This window comes from Massilia sp. Soil_C_3, from assembly GCF_057657035.1.
Genome location: NZ_JBDGJG010000009.1, coordinates 151,162 through 169,903, shown reverse-complemented (window position 1 = coordinate 169,903; position 18,742 = coordinate 151,162). Strand labels below are relative to the sequence as shown.

At 62.6% G+C, this 18,742-nt stretch carries 11 protein-coding genes and 1 tRNA gene; 3 read left to right on the top strand and 9 right to left on the bottom strand.

Going from position 1 to position 18,742, the window contains the following annotated elements:
- Positions 1 to 4 precede the first annotated feature (4 nt).
- The 6 genes from AC3A6F_RS19625 to AC3A6F_RS19600 all read right to left on the bottom strand — a co-directional run bounded on the left by AC3A6F_RS19625 (position 5) and on the right by AC3A6F_RS19600 (position 8,525).
- Positions 5 to 1,453 (bottom strand): right-handed parallel beta-helix repeat-containing protein, encoded by a 1,449-nt coding sequence (locus tag AC3A6F_RS19625; protein ID WP_487683779.1) that lies wholly within the window; start codon positions 1,451 to 1,453, stop codon positions 5 to 7.
- Entirely contained in the window at positions 1,450 to 2,814 is a 1,365-nt protein-coding gene (gene prsR / locus AC3A6F_RS19620; protein WP_487683776.1) for a PEP-CTERM-box response regulator transcription factor, read from the bottom strand. Before prsR ends, AC3A6F_RS19625 begins: the two co-directional genes overlap by 4 nt.
- Positions 2,815 to 2,828: 14 nt before the next feature.
- The gene (gene prsK, locus AC3A6F_RS19615; protein ID WP_487683773.1) at positions 2,829 to 4,937 is read right to left on the bottom strand and encodes an XrtA/PEP-CTERM system histidine kinase PrsK; all 2,109 of its coding nucleotides are present in this window, start codon (positions 4,935 to 4,937) and stop codon (positions 2,829 to 2,831) included.
- Between the two features lie 90 nt (positions 4,938 to 5,027).
- Positions 5,028 to 6,431 carry a TIGR03013 family XrtA/PEP-CTERM system glycosyltransferase gene (locus AC3A6F_RS19610; protein WP_487683770.1) on the bottom strand — a complete coding sequence of 468 codons (1,404 nt, stop codon included), beginning with the start codon at positions 6,429 to 6,431 and terminating at the stop codon, positions 5,028 to 5,030.
- A 663-nt stretch (positions 6,432 to 7,094) separates the two neighbouring features.
- Positions 7,095 to 8,180, bottom strand: a complete 1,086-nt coding sequence (locus tag AC3A6F_RS19605; protein ID WP_487683767.1) for an acyltransferase family protein — start codon at positions 8,178 to 8,180, stop codon at positions 7,095 to 7,097.
- A 269-nt stretch (positions 8,181 to 8,449) separates the two neighbouring features.
- A tRNA-Arg gene (locus AC3A6F_RS19600) sits at positions 8,450 to 8,525 on the bottom strand.
- A gap of 174 nt (positions 8,526 to 8,699) precedes the next feature.
- Between AC3A6F_RS19600 and AC3A6F_RS19595 the strand changes: the two genes are divergently transcribed.
- Entirely contained in the window at positions 8,700 to 9,611 is a 912-nt protein-coding gene (locus tag AC3A6F_RS19595) for a c-type cytochrome (RefSeq protein WP_487683764.1), read from the top strand.
- A 102-nt stretch (positions 9,612 to 9,713) separates the two neighbouring features.
- Here AC3A6F_RS19595 and AC3A6F_RS19590 read toward each other — a convergent pair whose 3' ends face one another.
- Complete coding sequence (locus AC3A6F_RS19590) at positions 9,714 to 10,355, bottom strand: PEP-CTERM sorting domain-containing protein (protein ID WP_487683761.1); 642 nt, start codon at positions 10,353 to 10,355, stop codon at positions 9,714 to 9,716.
- Positions 10,356 to 10,910: 555 nt separating this feature from the next.
- Here AC3A6F_RS19590 and AC3A6F_RS19585 point away from each other — a divergent pair.
- A complete protein-coding gene (locus AC3A6F_RS19585; protein ID WP_487683758.1) occupies positions 10,911 to 12,365 on the top strand; it encodes a right-handed parallel beta-helix repeat-containing protein in 1,455 nt (484 codons plus the stop codon).
- A gap of 71 nt (positions 12,366 to 12,436) precedes the next feature.
- Here the strand turns inward: AC3A6F_RS19585 and AC3A6F_RS19580 are convergent, their stop codons facing one another.
- Both AC3A6F_RS19580 and AC3A6F_RS19575 read right to left on the bottom strand, forming a co-directional pair.
- Complete coding sequence (locus AC3A6F_RS19580; RefSeq protein ID WP_487683755.1) at positions 12,437 to 14,512, bottom strand: M13 family metallopeptidase; 2,076 nt, start codon at positions 14,510 to 14,512, stop codon at positions 12,437 to 12,439.
- 74 nt (positions 14,513 to 14,586) lie between these two features.
- Positions 14,587 to 16,689, bottom strand: coding sequence for a M13 family metallopeptidase (locus tag AC3A6F_RS19575; protein ID WP_487683752.1), 2,103 nt, complete (start codon positions 16,687 to 16,689; stop codon positions 14,587 to 14,589).
- Positions 16,690 to 17,257: 568 nt separating this feature from the next.
- On the opposite strand from AC3A6F_RS19575, the gene AC3A6F_RS19570 reads away from it, so the two are divergent.
- The gene (locus AC3A6F_RS19570) at positions 17,258 to 18,694 is read left to right on the top strand and encodes a S41 family peptidase (RefSeq protein WP_487683749.1); all 1,437 of its coding nucleotides are present in this window, start codon (positions 17,258 to 17,260) and stop codon (positions 18,692 to 18,694) included.
- Positions 18,695 to 18,742: the final 48 nt, after the last annotated feature.

The window sequence follows — 18,742 nt, the reverse complement described above, 5'->3', positions numbered from 1 at the left end:
CTCCTCAGCGGCGCCGGCAGGCGCCGAAATCCTCGAAGGCGCCGTAAGCCTTCGCCTGGCTGCGCGCGGCGCCACACAAGTCGACGCCATCCTGGCGCAGCTTGGCACGCTCGGCGCGCGCCGGCGCCGAGTCCTTCCAGCGAAAGTCAGCGCCCGCCGGCGCCGCGAACAGGGAACGCACCGGATGCAGTCCCGCATACGAACGCCACAAGGCCGCGTCGCGGTTATCCCCCAAGTGCAGCAGGCCGCCGTCGCGGCTGCGGATCGGGCCGTCGACTAGGTTGCCGTCGATGCGCGCGCTGCTGTTGGCGAAGCGCACGTCGATGCCGGCGGTGTCGACCAGGGTGTTGTCCTCGATCCGGGAATCGGCCGCGCTGTTGAGGTAGATGCCGACGTCGGAACAGCCGACGATCAGGTTGGCGCGCACAACACTGCGCTCCTGTTCCGTAATGCAGCGGCCGTCGCGACAATACGGCTTGCCGGTGCCGCCGCCGCCCAGCGACAGGCCGACGCGCTGGCCGGGCTCCCCGGCCAGCGCCGCCTCGCACCACACCACGTTGCGCTCGAACAGATTGCCGCTGCCGCCGCCCTTGGCGAAGGCGCCGTAGCTGATCCGGTCGCCGCCAGCCTTGATGAAGTCGCGGATGATGTTGCCGCGCACCGTCCACTCGCTGGCCGCGACCAGGTCGATCGGAGTCACGGGTTTACGCGTCGCGCGCGGCGCCGGATTGGACAGGGTGTTCGCCTCGATCAGGCCCTGGTCGGGAAAGCGTCCGCCGGCGCCGTTGATCTTGAAGTGGGCGTTAAAGCCCTGCAGGGTGTTGTTGACGGCCGCGAAATGGCTGGCCGCGCCGGTCACCTGGAAGGCGTGCTCGCAGTCGTCGTGGGCGGCGCAGGCGCCGTCGATGGTCAGATTTTCGAAGCGCCAGTGCGGGGCATTGACCCGGATTGCGACCGGCACGTTCGAACGCAAGGTCACCGTGCCCGGCTGGGCGGCGCGCACCACGAGCGGCGCCTGTGCGCTGCCCGGCCGGCTGGCTTCCAGCGCACGGTGTTCGATGGGGTAGCTGCCCGGCGCCAGCGTGATCGTCGTGCCCGGCGTGGCCGCGGCCATGGCGGCGCGCAGTCCCGCGACGTCGCGCACCAGGCCCGCGTCAAGCCCCGGCGTGCCGGCGGCCTGCGGCTGGGCGCCCAGCGTCAGGGCCGCCAGGTCGGGCGCAAGGTCAGGCACGGCAGCGCCGCCCGATGCGCCGCGGTCCAGCGCCAGCAGGCTGCGGCTGGCGAACTGGCCGGCGCCGACGATGACGGCATTGTGGCCGCTGCTGCGCTTCTCGATGTATGGCGCCAGCGTGCGCGGCATCACGCCCGCGCGTTCGGCCGCGAACAGCCCCGCCGCCACGCCGCAGCCGGCGAGTACGGTGGCCGCCAGCGCCAGGCGGGCGTTACGCCTCACGCGCTGCTCTTGATGCCGTGCCGGCTCATCAGGTCGTACAGGGTCGGGCGGCTCACGCCCAGTACCTCGGAGGCCTTGACGATATTGCCGTCCACCCGTGCCAGCGCGCGCACGATGGCCGCGTGTTCGGCCTCGTCGCGCACCTGGCGCAAATTCAGCGGTTGCTCGACCTGCGTGCCGTTGTCGGGCAGGCCCAGGTCGTCGGCCACGATGGTCGGACCGTCGGCCATGATCACGGCGCGCTTGACGCAGTTTTCCATCTCGCGCACATTGCCCGGCCACTCGTAGCCCTCGATGGCGGCGATCGCGTCGGGGGCGAAATGCAGGGTCGGGCGCGATTCCTGGGCACAGAACTTGTTCTTGAAGTGGTGGGCCAGCAGGGCCGCATCACCATGGCGCGCGCGCAGCGGCGGGATCGTGACCACGATCTCCGACAGACGGTAATACAAGTCTTCGCGGAAGCGCCCGGTGCTGCACAATTCCTTGAGCTTCTGGTGGGTGGCGCACACGATGCGCACGTCGACCGGGATTTCCTCGTGGCCGCCGATGCGCTCGATCACGCGCTCCTGCAGGAAGCGCAGCAGCTTGGCCTGCAGCGCCATCGGCAGGTCGCCCACCTCATCCAGGAAGAAGGTGCCGCCGTTGGCCAGTTCGACCTTCCCCTTGGTCTGCTTGGCCGCGCCGGTGAAGGCACCCTTCTCGTAGCCGAACAATTCGCTCTCGAGCAGGTTCTCGGGAATCGCGGCGCAGTTGATCGCCACGAAGCGCTCCTTGGCGCGCGGCGACAGCGCGTGCAGCGCGCGCGCCAGCACTTCCTTGCCGGTGCCCGATTCGCCCAGGACCATCACCGAGGCCGAGGTCGGGGCTACCTTCTCGATATTGCGGCAGACCTTGAGCATGCCGGCGTCGCGGCTGATCACGCCCGCCATCGGCGAATCGGCCTGGTTCGACTGCATGCGGCGGTTTTCCATCTGCAGGTTATGCAGGAAGAACGCGCGCTGGATCACCAGGTTCAGCACCTCGGGTTCGCACGGCTTCTGGTGGAAATCGTAGGCGCCCATGGCGATCGCCTTGACGGCGTTGGCGCGCTCCTGGTTGCCGGTCAGGACGATCACGCGGGTGTCCGGCGCCAGCGCCAGGATCTGCTCGAGCGTGGCCAGGCCTTCGGTCGAGCCGTCCGGATCGGGCGGCAGCCCGAGGTCCATGGTGACCACCGCCGGCTCGTGGCGGCGGATCTGCGCCAGTGCGCTTTCGCGGTCGCCGGCGACGACCACGTCATAGGCATCGAAGCTCCAGCGCAGCTGCTTCTGCAGGCCGGGGTCGTCCTCGATGATCAACAGTTTCGGTTTGTTTTGGGTCACGGCTATTCCTCAGTTCACGCTGCGCGATCGATGGCGCCGGCGGCGATGCCGGCGCCAGCCTCATGGTACAACGGCAGGGTGACGGTAAAAGTGGTTCCGACCGAGGGCGTGCTGGTCAAGTCCAGCGCGCCGCCCAGTTCAGTGATGTATTCGCGGCTCTCGAACACGCCGATGCCCATGCCGGCCGGCTTGGTCGATTCGAACGGCTTGAACAGACGCTCGCGAATGAATTTTTCGGTCATGCCGGCGCCGGTGTCGGCCACCGTGATCGCCACCCGGTCGCCCCGGCGACGCACGGTGACGTTGACGCGGCCGCTCTTGGGCGTGGCCTCGATCGCGTTCTGGATCAGGTGGCCCAGCACGCGCTCGAGCCGCTCGCGGTCGGCCAGCACCTTCAGGCCCTGCTGCTCGACCTGCAGCGACGGATGCGGCTCGAGGGCGCTCTTGAGCGCGATCGCCTGGCCCACCACGGCCTCGACCGACAAGGCGCGCGGCCGCGCCGGAGCATCGTTGCGGCTCAGTTTTTGCAGCATCGACGTCATCTTCTGGATCGAATGGTCGACCGTGTCGAGCATGTCGCGCTGGAACTCCGGATTGTCGCGGTGCTTTTCGGCGTTGGCGTTCATCAGCGACAGCTGGGACACCAGGTTCTTGAGGTCGTGCACCACGAAGGTCGACATGCGGTTGAACGAATCGAACTGGCGCGCCACCATCAATTCATTGGCGGCGTCCTGCTGCGCCAGGTAGCTGGCGGCCTGGCTGCCCGCGATCTCGAGCAGGTCGAACACTTCCCAGTTCAGGGCCACGGTGCTGCGCGCGTCCTGCAGCACCACGAAGCCGAACAGTTTCGAGTGCATGATCAGGGGCACCACCAGCCAGCCGCGCGGGAATTGTTTGAGCCAGTCCGGCAGTTCGAGGTCGCCGTACTTCTCGGGCAAGGCCTTGTATTCGCGCAGGTCGATCACCCACTGGGTGGTTTCCAGGAAGCGGCAGAACTTCGAATCGGCCGGCTCGACTGCGCTGCTGGTGGCCTGCCAGCCGGCGACCGGCCGGTAGGTGCTGGCGCCGCCGCTGTCGGGTTCCCCATCGCGGCGCTGCCACAGCACCCCGCCGGGGCTTTCGACCAGGGCGCCGACCGCCTCGATCGCGCGCTCGCCGATATTGACGCTGTGCTCGGACAGGGTGCGCGTGAAGCGCATCCATTCCTCGCGGTAGTCGTAGCCGTAGCTGTAGAAATGCTTGCTGATGAAGACCTTGAGCCAGGCGCGGAAGGTGCCCGAGAACAGGGTCCCGGCCAGCACCAGCAGCGCGCCGCACAGGAACACGACCTGCATCACGCCGCCCCAGCTGCCGCCGAAGTAGCGCAGGTAGTAGCCGGCGAAGCCCATCGCCATCAGGTAGAGCGCGGAGCCGAACAGCGCGGTCGAATGGAACATCACGCGACGCGACAGCGCCAGCGCATTGGCGCGCGAGGTGCCGCGCTTGAGCGCGGTGCCGATCAGCGGCATGGCCAGCGCATTGACGATGCCGCGCGCGGCCCAGGTGTCCTGGTGCATCTCATGGAACAGCATCGCTTGGCTGTACATATAGAAGTCGTAGGCGAACATGGCGCCGATGCCGAGGCAGGCGAACTTGATGGCCCAGCGCTCCTGCACCGTCTTGTTGCGGTACACCTGCTCGACCAGCAGCATGCCCAGCACCGCCTGGCACACGCGCACCGTCACGTTCGGCAGCAGGCCATCGATGTTGAGCATCAGGTCGGTGCGCAGCAGCGCCGTCGCCAGCAGCAGGCCCAGGTAGACCATGCCGCCCACGAACACCGAGGTGCGCAGGCCGAATGGCCAGCGGCTGCCCGGATCGCGGTAGTTGCCCAGCAACAGGACCAGTACGACGCACCAGGCGCCGCTGCGCAGGATCTCGAGCTTGTCGGTCCAGACCGACCACAGCCCGAGGCCGGATGCGGCTTCCAGGGCCAGGGCGCCGGACCAGAGCGCGGTGAGCGCGCAGGCGATCGCGACCGGCGCGACGTGGCTGCGGCCGCGCCAGATCGTCAGCAGGAGACCGATCAGCAGGAGGAAACCGATGGCGGCGACGCTATAGCTATAGACGGCAATGCTGGTCAACGTGCGCCATCCATGAGAACGTGCATTGAAAAAATCCGGGTAAGGAGGCCACACCGATGCCTGGCCCCGGCGCTACCCGGGGCGTGGTCATCAGCGTCCGCTGCGGAACAGCACGACCTTGAGTGTATTGATCAGGACCAGCACGTCGAGGAACAGGCTGTTGTTCTTGACGTAATACAGGTCGTACTGCAGCTTTTGCAGCGCATCCTCGGCCGAGGAACCATAGCCGTAACGCACCTGGGCCCAGCCGGTGATGCCCGGCTTGATGCTATGGCGCACATTGTAATACGGCACCACCTCGATCAGCTGCTCAACGAAGTAAGCACGCTCTGGACGCGGGCCGACGAAGGACATCTCGCCCTTGAGCACATTGAACACCTGGGGCAGTTCGTCGATGCGGGTCTTGCGCATGAAATTGCCGACGCGGGTGACACGCGGATCGTTCTGGGCCGCCCACTGCGGCTTGCCGCCTTTTTCGGCATCGGTGCGCATGCTGCGGAACTTGTGCACCCGGAAGATCTTGCCGTCCTTGCCGACCCGTTCCTGCGAATAGAACACGGGGCCGCGGTCTTCCATCCAGACGGCGACCGCCGCAACCAGCATGATCGGCAGGGTCATGACCATGATCAGGGTGCTGCACACCAGGTCGAAGCCGCGCTTCATGAAGGTGCGGATATAGCTCTGGTCAAAACCGCCGCCGAAGACCAGCCAGCTCGGCTGCAGGGAATCGACCCGGATCTGGCAGGTTTCGCGTTCGAAGAAGGTGGCGGCGTCGGTGACCTTGAGGCCTTGCAGCTTGCAGTCGAGCAGCTCCTTGATCGGGAAGCTGCCGCGGCGGTTCTGTACCGAGACCACGATTTCCTGCACGCCGTACTGCTTGGCGACCTTGACCAGCGAATCGCCGTCGCGCACCTTGAGCAGGTTGCCCGCAGGCACGCAGACCTCTTCGCTGGCGACCGGGATGAAGCCGGCGATATTGTAGCGGTGATAGCTGGTCTTTTTCTGCGCCAGCTCGCTGCACTCCTTGGCCAGCGGACCGCTACCCAGGAACATGATGCGCGACTGCATCAGTCGCATCTCGGAGGTCTTGAAGAAGATGATGCGCGCCGTAAAGATGCCGACCGCCGCCAGGCCAAACACCAGCAGCAGGATGCCGCGGCCGAAATACAGGTCGGGGGCGATATAGAACACCAGGGTCAGGATCAGGAAGCCCATCAGGAAGGCGGGCATCAGCTTCATCAGGAAGGGATGGCGCAGGCCTTCGTCGAAATCGAGCTGGTACATGCCCATGGCGCTCATGCTGAAGCTGACCGCCACCGCGAAAGCAATCGCCGAGGCCATGAAGTGATCGAGTTGCAGGGCCGTCACCGGCGCACCAACGTCGAGAAAACGCATGGCGGCGCCGGCATAGGCGGCACCAAGCAGGATCAACATCTCTACAAACAGAAGGACGAATACGATCTTCGACACGTAGTGGTTAGAGATCCGAAACATGTTATTCCCCAGAATTTATTATTGCTTCACTGCTTGCTGAGTTGGCAAAAACGACCACTAGGCAACAGCTACATGGATAGCAGCGCGCGCATGGTCTCATACAATAGCTATAACGTGTCGCGCTCGCCAGGATCTGTTGTATTTACAACAAAGGACGACGGTGTCCGCGTCCCGGTCAACAAAATTTCCTGCGCAACATTATCAATATAGCAAAGATTGAGATTTGTTTCTTTATCGCTAGATCTGCCGTGCGCAGGGTTGAGCAGCTTTCTTTAAGGCAATGCCCTGACGACACACTTTTCTACCGTCATTCGCCGCCAGCTGCGTGCACGCCATGGTAGGTCAGCGCTGTGTAATCTCGATGACTTGTCGCCTCTGCAACTAAATCTGATCATGAATTGTTAAATAATGTTTTTTATGCATCGTTTGCATGGCAATTTTTTGCTATATTTTTAACAGTAAATATAGCATGGAAACACAAGCGGACTCAACGACGGTTCACTGCCGCGTCAGGTCAATGCAACAAGGGTAGGACAGCAGCTGCGACACACACTTGCGATAAGGGAAAGAAATTCTAGCATCCACTCAACAGTATGCAGCGCAACGATGGATATCGTGCGCTATTGTTTTAAAGCCAACGTTGATTTAGAGCAAGTGTTTGTCTCAGATTTTGGTCCCGGCGGCCTGGGGCTGATCCACCACCGGTATGGCATCTGTGGCCGGCGCCGGCTGGCGCGCACGCCGTCCTGCGCCGATGAGCAGAGGAAACAGCTGCGGAATCAAGACGTCCGCGATGCGGTAGACGCCGACCAAGATGGCCGTCACCAGCACCGGCGCCATCAGCCAGTACACGGGATAAGGCAAGGCGCTGCCATAGCGGCTGTACAGAAGCCAGGACAGCAGCAGCAGCGGAGCGTGCGCCAGGAACATGAAAAAGCTGTACTTGCTCATGCCGACCAGCCAGGGGCCAAGCCGGGACGAAGCCAGCCAGACGGTGGCCGGCCAGATCAGGAATGGCGCAACCAGGCGCAGATAGGTCGTGTTCGCGACACGGAAATGCACGATGGCGGCGCAGGCGAGCAGGAATAACAGGAAGCACAGCAGTGCATGACGGTCGAGCAGGCGCAGGTTCCAGCCGCGCACGGCGGCCATGCCGCCGACATAGAACATCACCGCCATCAGGTCGCGTAGCACCAGCGCGCTGTCATAGTTATTAAAGAACACGACCGACACCAGCACCAGGCCAGGCCAGGCGTAATTGCGCAGCAGCCAGCCGAACGCGGGCGCGAGCAGGATCAGCACCAGCAGGTCGCGCAAGAAATTCAATGGGTAGTTAATGGGCGAGGCGGTCAGGCCGAAAGCCGCATTGAGCCAGGCCATCGGTTCAAACGGCCACAATTGCGCGGACATCTCGACACCGGCAAACAGTTGCGCTCCCAGCGCCAGCGGCACCAGCGGCAGGTTGAAGCACAGGAAGGGCAGCAGGATCGTGCGCGCCTTCTTGCTGAACAGGCGGGCCGGCGCACGGTCGAGGGCGGCGCCGAACAGCAGGAAGCCGGAAATGACGGTCAGCACGGGGACGGTGGCGCGAAACACGGCGAGCTGGAAAAAGGCCTTGGTGGCATCGAACCAGCCATTGCCGATCTCGGCCATCGGCACGTACTGCGGCGTATGCAGCATGATGATGCCGAAGATCATGACGAAGCGCAAAAGGGCGATACGGTCGCGAAGGCCATGGTCGAGAGTCATGGAAGGTCCTCTTTCAAGAGTGCGGCACATGCGCGGAAATGTCGTCGCGTGTGGCACGCGAGAGTGCCGGATCAGGCCTGCCGGCAATGAAGAGCCTGCCAATGGCTACTTACCTTAAAGTCAACAACCAACAATGTCAATTGTGCGCATGCACCATTAAACAATGGTGTGCAAACGACCACACGGAAGAGTCGGACGTGAGACGGCGGCATGCCGGCGCACACTGGACGAACAGGAGGGGACGGAAATCGACGGCAATGATGCCGGAATGGCGCGGCTGGCTGGGATCGAACCAGCGACCCTTGGCTTCGGAGGCCAATACTCTATCCACTGAGCTACAGCCGCGCTGGAGGTGTGACGAAGGATACAGTCTTTCCGCAAGTACGTCCATGGGGAGAGGCGGAAAAACCCCTACACCAAAGCAGGATTACACTATAATAAGATGCTTGACGGCATTTGCAAAAAGCCACTAAATCGCAGTGCCCAGTGGCTGGTTTTTTTAATTGAATTAAGGAAATCATGAGCGACGCACACAACGAACATCAATCCCTCATCCGCACGCCAAAGCAGCTCGTCGTTGCCGTCACGGCATTTTTTCTGGTTATCGTTTTAGGTATTATTTTGCTGGTCACCTTCGTTACCAGTACCGCTACCACTGGCGCCGGCACCGACGGCCAGAGCGCCGAGGCGATTTCTAACCGTATCCGCCCGGTCTCCGAAGAAGGTTTCATCCTGGTCGACGCCAATGCGCCGCGCGTGCTGCAGGCCGGCGGCGCCGTCTATGCCGCCACCTGCGCGGCCTGCCACGATAGCGGCATGGCCGGCGCGCCAAAGACCGGCGACAACGGCGCCTGGGGCGCACGCCTGGCGCAAGGCTATGACACCGTTCTCAAGCACGCCATCGAAGGCATTCGTGCGATGCCGGCCAAGGGCGGCAATCCGGACCTGGACAATCTCGAGGTCGAGCGCGCCGTCGTCTTCATGACCAACAAGAGCGGCGCCAGCTTCAAGGAACCGGCCGAACCCGCGCCTGCCCCGGCTGCCGCCGAGGCGCCGGCCGACGCCGCCGCTACCGCCGCTGCGCCGGCAGCAGCTAGCCCGGCCGCAACGCCCGCTTCTGCCACTGTCACGGCTGCCGCCACCGCCGCTGCCCCGGTAGCCGCGCCAGCCATTGCCAGCGCCGACCTCGGCAAGAAAGCCTATGACTCGGCCTGCATCGCCTGCCATGGTGCAGGCATTGCCGGCGCGCCGAAGTTCGGCGACAAGGCAGCGTGGACCGCGCGTCTCGGCCAGGGCGCCAACGTGATGTACGAGCACGCGATCAAGGGCTTCCAGGGCAAGACCGGCTTCATGCCGCCAAAAGGCGGCTCCACCATCCCCGATGCCGAGGTCAAGGCTGCAGTCGATTACATGGTGGCCGCTGTCAAATAAGACACGCTGCAACTCCAATAAAAAAGCACCCGATTGGGTGCTTTTTTGTTTCAAAGATCATGAACGTTGTTGCAGCGCAACCCAGCAATAAACTAATTTCGATCAGTGCGAACGGCGGCGACGCGTGGTCAGCATGGCCATCAAGCCAAGCCCCATCAACAGGGCGCCGGCCGGCTCGGGGACTGCGGCCGGTTCGGTGCTCACGAAGAAATCGAAGTTAATTCCCAGCACGCCGAGCCCGCCCACTCCCTCGGTACCGAAGGCGTCATTCGTCGCCGGGAAATAACCGTCCCAGGAATTATTCTGATAAACATCACCGGCGAGATTCCCGCTGTCGACCAGCACTTTATTACCGGCGTCGAGGAAAGAAACACGGGCCTCATACAGGGAAACGGCGCTGGTCAGCATCAGCGGAAAATCGAAAAGGCCGATTCCGTAGATCGCAGTTTCTCCTGGGAATGGGAATAAATCACCGGCACTGCGAATCTGTATACTGATGAGTGATTGACCATTGCCAAGATCGGTTTCGGACTCGTTCACCGTGAATGCACCGGTGTTGCGAAAACCTTGTTCCGCCACGCCATCGAATGCGGCAACACCGGTATAGGCATTATCACTTTCATAGCCTTGCAGATAGAAGGAATAGGTGGAGCCAGCTGCGACGAGCGGTGCGGCAACCGCAGCCTGCGCTCCCAGCCCCATTGTCGCCATGACAACAAGAATCGACCCAATAAATTTACGCACGACTTCCCCTCGGTATAAAAATGATATGCTTGGCATCAAAGCAAGTTTCGTGCCGATAAGAAATTTATCGATAAAAATCAAATAATTAGCGCAAAGCACCAGTTACTGGCAGGTGCAGCCTGTAAATTATTCCGACATCAGCTTTCAGTAGAGACCTCTTTCAAACTACCAGTTCGATTTTCTCTCCGAACATCATTCTGCCCTTCGCTGGGCCATCCACCGCCCTGCCAGCTCGCTACCTTCTCCAGCGATGGTCTTTCACCCTGTGTTTTTCGAAACATTTACCTGTATTAATCCGAATCTTTTAATTTCCGGAATTACATATTCAAATTCTTTTCTAAAAGAAATAAAAGAGTGTATATAAATACTACGATTCTGTTGCCAAAAATTCTTGCAAGAAATAGTTTCCAGACATGTTCGTGAATGTATATTTGTTAAATATTTCTATAATGCACTGTCACAATTAGTTACAAGTAGACCGTCGTAAATATCGTATCCTTCAAAACTTTCCAACCGGAACAAATTCCAAGCGGAATTTTTTACAGGATAAATATCATGCCATTCTGCAACTCTGCATCGACCAAACACCACGTCTTCCGTCTGAATGCCGCGCTGCTGATGTCGCTGGCAGCCGTTGGCAGCGCTTCGGCCGCCACCCTGTCGGTGGGTCCGGGCAAGACTTACGCGGCGCCGTGCGCCGCCTTTGCCAAGGCCAAGGCCGGCGACATCATCGAAATTCAGGGCGGCAAGACCTACAGCGGCGACGTGTGCGCCATCAGCGCCAACGACCTCATCATCCGCGGCGTCAACGGCCGTCCAAAGATCAACGCCGCCGGCAAGAATGCCCAGGGCAAGGCGATCTGGGTGGTCAAGGGCAATAACATCAAGGTCGAGAACGTCGAGATGTACGGCGCCAAGGTGCCGGACAAGAACGGCGCCGCACTGCGCCTGGAAGGCACCAACTTCACGCTGCGCTCATCCTTCCTGCACGATAACGAGAACGGCATCCTGTCCGGCGCCAACGCCAACAGCAATGTCGTGATCGAGTCCAGCGAGTTCGGCTACAACGGGTATGGCGATGGCTATTCGCACAATCTGTACATCGGCAATATCGCCAGTCTGGTGTTCCGCTTCAATTACTCGCACGACGCCAACGTCGGCCATAACCTGAAGTCGCGCGCCAAGCTCAATACGATCACCTACAACCGTTTCTCGAGCACGCCGTCCGGCCAGACCGGTTCGACCAAGAACGGCAAGCCGAGCTATGAGATCGATCTGCCGAACGGCGGCACATCGTATGTGATCGGCAATGTGATCCATCAACCGTCGGCTCACAACAACCCGGGCATGTTGGCCTATGGACTGGAAGGCGCTACCAACCCAGGGCAAGACCTATACGTGGTCAACAACACCTTCCTGAACGAGGACAGCTCGCGTGGAACGTTCGTGCTGATCGGCGGCAAGGTGACGAAGGCAGCCCTGATTCAGAACAATATCTTCGGTGGTACGGGTTCGGTGACCGGCCAGGCAAGCGCTGTTCAGAAAAGCAATTTCCGCTCTGTGGCGCCAGGCTTCGTCAACCGTGCGCAGTTCGACCTGCGTCCTACCGCCAACGCGCTCGTGATCAATGCTGCTACCGCGCCGGGCAAATCGGCATCTGGCTTCAGTCTGGCGCCTACCGCACAGTACAAGCATACGGCAGCCAGCGAGACTCGTCCGGCCTCGGGTGCACTGGATATCGGCGCCTATGAGAGCGCCGCCCCGACGGCAACGCCTTCGATCCCGGCACCATCGGTCCCGGCCGTCCCGGCCGCCCCGGTCACCTGGAGGGTCTGTGCGCCCGAAGGCGGTACTTGCTCCTTCACCGGAACCCGTGAAGTGCGCTTCGGCGCTCCCGGCTACTACAACACCAAGGTCATCACTGCGAAGACCCCCTGCAACAGCACGGTCTTCGGCAATCCGAAGACTGGCGTCTACAAGTCCTGCAGCTACTCGAGCCTGGCCAAGTAAGACCGGCATCGACCGCCGCATGAAAAATGGGCCGCGCAAGCGGCCCATTTTTTTATGCATTCAAGGAATGCTTACCAAATGATCACGCGATCCTTCGGCGCCAGGTACATCTTGTCGCCCGCCTTGACCCCGAACGCCTCGTAGAAGCCCGGCTGGTTCTTCAGGGTGCCGTTGGCGCGGTATTGCGCCGGCGAGTGCGGATCGGTCTTGATCTGGGCGATCTGAGCCGGCTCGCGCATCTTGGTGCGCCACACCTGGCCCCAACCCATGTAGAAGCGCTGATCGCCGGTGAGACCGTCGATGACAGGCGCCGGCTTGCCCTTCAGCGAGATCTTGTAGGCTTTATAGGCGATCGCCAGGCCCGAGTTGTCGCCGATGTTCTCGCCCAGGGTCAGTTCGCCGTTGACGTGATAGCCTTCCAGTGGGCTGAAGGCCGCGTATTGCGCGATCAGCGCGCGGGTCTTCTCGCCGAAACGCTTGCCGTCTTCTTCGGTCCACCAGTTGCGCATATTGCCGTCGCCGTCGTACTGCGAACCCTGGTCGTCGAAGCCGTGGCTGATCTCGTGGCCGATCACGGCGCCGATGCCGCCGTAGTTGACCGCGTCGTCGGCATTGGCGTCGAAGAACGGCGGCTGCAGGATCGCGGCCGGGAACACGATCTCGTTCAGTTCCGGGTTGTAGTAGGCGTTGACGGTCTGCGGCGTCATGCCCCACTCGTCGCGATCGATCGGCTTGCCGAGCTTGTTCAGTTCGCGGTTGTATTCCACTTCGCGCGAGCGCATCACGTTGCCGACCAGGTCATCGCGCTTGACGGTGAGCGCGGTGTATTCCTTCCACTTGTTCGGATAACCGATCTTCGGCGTGAACTTGGCCAGCTTGGCCTGCGCTTCCTTCTTGGTCGCAGGGCTCATCCAGTCCAGGGTGTCGATCGACTCCTTATAGGCGGCCAGCAGGTTGTTGACCAGGACTTCCATATGCGCCTTGCGCTCGGCCGGGAAGTGCTTCGCCACATACAGCTTGCCGACCGCGTCGCCCAGGCTCGACTCCAGGGTCGAGACGCCGCGCTTCCAGCGCGGTTCCAGTTGCGGGATGCCGGCCAGGGTGGTGCCGTTGAAGGCGAAACGCTGGTCGACGAAGGCCTTCGACAGGTAGTTGGCGTAGCCGTTCACGGTCTGGAACTGCAGATAGGCTTTCCAGGTCGCCAGCGGAACACGATCGAGAACGTCAGCAAAGCCTTTCAGGTAGGTCGGCTGGCTGACGATCAGGTAATCGGCCTTGCCCTGCAGGCCCGAGGCCTTCAACCACTGCTGCCAGTCGTAGCCCGGCGCCAGCGCGGCCAGCTTGTCCAGTTCAACCTTGTTATAGGTCTTGATCGGATCGCGGTTCTCGACCTTGGTCCACTGCACCTTGGCCAGCTCGGTTTCCAGCTCGACGATGGCTTTCGCATCCGCCGCGGCATTCTTGCCGCCGGCCAGCGCCAGCATCTTCTCGACGTGCTGCTGGTACTTGGCGCGGGTGTCCGCCAGCTTGGCGTCGTCCAGTTTCAGGTAGTAGTCGCGGTCGGGCATGCCCAGGCCGGCCTGGTACAGGTCGGCCACGTACTTGGTCGAATCCTTGGCGTCCTGGTGGATGAAGAACACGAAGGGCACGTTGACGCCGATGCGGCCCAGGTGGGCGAACATCGCCGGCAATTCGTTCTTGTTCTTGATCGCGGCGATCTTGCCCAGCTCACCGGCCAGCGGCTTGGCGCCCAGCTGTTCCAGGCGCGCTTCGTCCATATAGCTGGCGTAGAAGTCGCCGATCTTGCGCGCCTCGGTGCCGTTGGCGGCGCTGCGTTCCATCGCGGCTTTCTCGATGACGGCGCGCAGCTGCGGCAGGGTGTCGTCGCGCAGCTGGTGGAAGGCGCCCCAGGTCGACTTGTCGGCCGGGATCTCGACGCTCTTGAGCCACTTGCCGTTCAGGTGGGCGAAGAAGTCGTCCTGGGCACGCACGCCGGCATCGATGTACTGGGTGGCGATGCCGGACGAAGCTCCCGCCTTGGATGCGCTGGCCGTGGCAGGGGTGGCAGGGGCGGCGGCGCCGGATTCGGCGTGCGCGAACGAAGCTACCAGCACGAGTGCGGCAGCGCTGAACAGATGTCGTTTCATGTTCTCTCTCTTTATTGTGAGTTGCAATGCAAAACGGGCCGGCGCTCGTGACGCCGGCCCGCTGTCGGACTAATTTACCAGATGATGACGCGTTCTTCAGGCGGCAGGTACATCTTGTCGCCCGGCTTCACGTCGAAGGCCTTGTAGAACTCGGCCATATTGCGCACGGTGCCGTTGGCGCGGAACTGGCCCGGCGAGTGCGGATCGGTCTTGACCTGGTTGATCTGCTGCGCTTCGCGCATCTTCGAGCGCCACACCTGGCCCCAGCCCATGAAGAAGCGCTGGTCGCCGGTGAGGCCGTCGATCACCGGCGCCGGCTTGCCGTGCAGCGAGATCTGGTAGGCCTTGTAGCCGATCGCCAGGCCGGCGTTGTCGCCGATGTTCTCGCCCAGGGTCAGCTCGCCGTTGACGTTATAGCCTGGCAGCGGGCTATAGCCATTGAACTGGTTGACCAGCTTGTTGGTGCGCGCCTTGAACGCGGCCTTGTCCTCGGCGGTCCACCAGTTGCGCAGGTTGCCGTCGCCGTCCGACTGGCTGCCCTTGTCGTCGAAGCCGTGGCCGATCTCGTGGCCGATCACGGCGCCGATCGCGCCATAGTTGACGGCGTCGTCGGCGCGCATGTCGAAGAACGGCGGCTGCAGGATCGCGGCCGGGAACACGATCTCGTTCATCGTGCTGCGGTAGTACGCATTCACGGTCTGCGGCGTCATGCCCCACTCCGTGTGGTCGATTGGTTTACCCAGCTTGCCGATATTGCGCTCGTACTCGAAGGTCGAGGCGCGCATCGCGTTGCCGACCAGGTCGTCGCGCTTGATGGCCAGGCGCGTATAGTCGCGCCACTTGTCCGGATAACCGATCTTCGGCGTGAACTTGGCCAGCTTGGCGCGCGCTTCCTTCTTGGTCGCGGGGCTCATCCACTCCAGGTTGTCGATCGACTGGCCGTAGGCAATGATCAGGTTCTTCACCAGCTCTTCCATGCGCGCTTTGCGCTCGGCCGGGAAGTGCTCTTTCACGTACAGCTTGCCGAGCGCCTCGCCCAGCGCGCCCTCGACGGTGGCCACGCCCTTCTTCCAGTCCGGACGCTGCTCGGTCACGCCGGTCAGCGCGGTGCCATAGAAGGCGAAGTCGGCGTCCACGAAGGCCTTCGACAGGTAGGGCGCGTATTCGCGCAGCAGCTGCCATTCGAAGTACGACTTCAGCGTCGCCAGCTCGGTCTTGCCCAGCAACGCGTTCAAGCCCGTGAAGTAGCTCGGCTGGTTGACGATGATGTAGTCGAGCTTGTTGCCCACGCCGGCGGCGCCCAGGGCCGCCTTCCAGTCGTAGCCTGGGGCCAGCTTGGTCAGCTCGGCCACGCTCATCTTGTTGTAGCGCTTGACCGGGTCGCGGTTCTCGACCTTGGTCCACTGCACCTTGGCCAGCTCGGTCTCGAAGTCGACGATGGCCTTGGCCTGGGCCGCGGCGTTCTTCTCGCCGGCAAGCAGGAGCGTCTTCTCGATGTGCTGCTGGTACTTGGCGCGCACCTCGGCCAGCTTGGCGTCGTCGAGCTTCAGGTAGTAATCGCGGTCGGGCATGCCCAGCCCGCTCTGGCTGATGTAGGTGGCGTACTTGGTCGACTCGCGCATGTCCTGGCCGACGTAGATGCCATAGGGGCTCGAGACGCCGATTTTCGCCAGGTGGGCGGCCAGGGCCGGGATGCCCTTCTTGTCCTTCAGCGCGCGGATGCGCGACAGCTCGCCGGTCAGCGGCTTGTAGCCCAGGGTTTCGCGGCGCTCGGCGTCCATGAAGCTGGCGTACAGGTCGCCGATTTTCTTCGTTTCGGTGCCGGCCTTGGCGCCGTCCTCGCCGGCTGCATCCTTCTGCGCCGCCTCGATGATCGCCAGCAGCTGCGGCGTGGTGTCTTCGCGCAGCTTCATGAAGGTGCCCCAGCTCGAACGGTCGCTCGGGATCTCGGTCTCCTTGAGCCACTTGCCGTTCAGGTGGGTGAAGAAGTCGTCCTGCGGACGCACGCTGGCGTCGATGTACTGGGTGTCGATGCCCGAGATGACGCCGGCCGGCGCGGTGGCGGTGGCGGTGGCGGCGGTGGCCGGCGCAGCATCGGCGGCGGCGGCAGCCATGGCCGGTACGGCGAATGCGGCCATCAGGGACAGGGTCAGGGTGCTCAGGAGGTGTCGCTTCACGTGATAAATCCTTACTTGCAGTGCGATTGCAGGGGTGAATCGGTTCCGGCCGGATGGTCGGCAAAAAATCATTCTAGCGGTTAGGCAATAAACCTCGCTGGCGGCGCACGGATTTTTACTTTTCGATACACGGCACACATGTGTTTTCGCGTATGCATGTGTTGGGAGATGACAACAGGATGACAGGTGCAGCCCGTCGGGGAATGTACAATCCGTGCAGAGGCAGCCGACTAGATCGCACCATGTGCGAAAACGGGACCGGAAAGAAAAAAGCCCGCGGTGGAGGCCGCGGGCAAAGACCACTTCAAGAGTGGAGAGAGAGAAAAACTGGTTCCAACTATAGGCTGCCTCATCCGCACGCTCTTCTACTCTTACAATTGCTTACCATCGTAAGACCGGGTGCAACAACTCCCCCGCCCCTCCTCCCCCGCCGTATTCCAGGTTAATAGCTTTTGCGCCGCCGCCCGCAGCCGCGCACGAACCGGTTTATACTGGCTTTGCGCTACCTCAGGCATAAGCTCGCGCCTGCCGGTTCCGTGCGCAACGCGTGCATCAACGGATCAACACCATGGGTTCCACCTTCAAGAATTCCTGCCTCGTCGGCCTGGGCGTGATAGCCGGGGTCGGCCTGACCATGCAATTCTCGGCCCTCGCCTTCAAGCCGCCGGTCGACGCCAGCATGCCGATCGCCGAGCTGCGCCAGTTGGCCGACGTCTACGGTGTCATCAAGTCCACCTATGTCGAACCGGTCGAAGACAAGGCCCTGCTGTCCGAGGCGATCGCCGGCATGGTCGCCTCGCTCGACCCGCACTCGGCCTACCTCGATCCGCGCGCCTACCGCGAGCTGCGCGAGGGCACCGAGGGCCGCTTCGTCGGCGTCGGCATCGAGATCGCCGTGAGCGAGGACGGCTATATCGAGATCGTCAGCCCGATGGAAGATTCGCCGGCCTACCATGCCGGCATCAAGGAGGGCGACCTGATCACCCGCATCGACGGCCACCCGGTGCAAGGCACGCCGATCGACGACGCCATCAAGCGCATGCGCGGCGAGCCGGGCACGCGCGTGACGCTCACGGTCGCGCGCAAGGACGCGCCCGAGCCACTCGAATTCACCATCGAGCGGCGCGAGATCGTGCAAAAGAGCGTCAAGGCGAAGATGGTGGAACCGGGCTACGCCTGGCTGCGCATCGCGCAATTCCAGGAACCGACCGTGGACGACATGGCCGCCAGGCTGCAGGCGCTGTACCGCGAAGACCCGGACCTGAAAGGCCTGGTGCTCGACCTGCGCAACGATCCGGGCGGCCTGCTGCAGGGTGCGATCGGCGTCGCCGCGGCGTTCCTGCCCAAGAACGCCGAGATCGTGTCGACCAACGGCCAACTGCTTGAACAGCGCCAGCGCTTCTATGCGCGGCCCGAGTTCTACATGCTGCGCAGCGGCGCCGATCCGCTGGCCACCCTGCCCCCAAGCTTCAAGGACTTGCCGATGGTGGTGCTGGTCAATACCGGCTCGGCCTCGGCCTCCGAGATCGTGGCCGGCGCTCTGCAGGACTACAAGCGCGCCGCCATCCTGGGCAGCCAGACCTTCGGCAAGGGCTCGGTGCAGACCATCCGCCCGATCGGACGCGACGCCGCCGTCAAGCTGACCACGGCGCGCTACTACACCCCGGCCGGGCGCTCGATCCAGGCGCGCGGCATCGTGCCCGACTTACCGGTCGACGAAAACCTGGAAGGCGACGGCCTGAACTCCCTGCGCATGCGCGAAGCCGACCTGCAGCACCATCTGTCGAACGGCTCGGGGCCCGAGGTCGCCACGCGCGAGGACGACATCGAGGAGCAGATGCGCCTGCTCGCCGAGGCGCGCACCCGCAAGCCCCTCGACTACGGCAGCACGGACGACTTCCAGCTGGCCCAGGCTCTGCGCCACCTCAAGGGCCAGGAAGTGGTGCTGTCCAAGCGCGCCGAGCCCTCCACCACCCTGGCCCAGCAAGGGCACAAGGGCGAATAAGCTCCCTGCGGCAGCCGATTCCCAGGCATGCGCCGAGCGTGTAGAATC

Bases quoted from the DNA above. Each gene is read 5' to 3' on its own strand.
- AC3A6F_RS19610 (WP_487683770.1), bottom strand. From the start codon at position 6,431: ATGTTTCGGATCTCTAACCACTACGTGTCGAAGATCGTATTCGTCCTT.
- AC3A6F_RS19580 (WP_487683755.1), bottom strand. From the start codon at position 14,512: ATGAAACGACATCTGTTCAGCGCTGCCGCACTCGTGCTGGTAGCTTCG.
- AC3A6F_RS19605 (WP_487683767.1), bottom strand. From the start codon at position 8,180: ATGACTCTCGACCATGGCCTTCGCGACCGTATCGCCCTTTTGCGCTTC.
- AC3A6F_RS19585 (WP_487683758.1), top strand. From the start codon at position 10,911: ATGCCATTCTGCAACTCTGCATCGACCAAACACCACGTCTTCCGTCTG.
- AC3A6F_RS19570 (WP_487683749.1), top strand. From the start codon at position 17,258: ATGGGTTCCACCTTCAAGAATTCCTGCCTCGTCGGCCTGGGCGTGATA.
- AC3A6F_RS19595 (WP_487683764.1), top strand. From the start codon at position 8,700: ATGAGCGACGCACACAACGAACATCAATCCCTCATCCGCACGCCAAAG.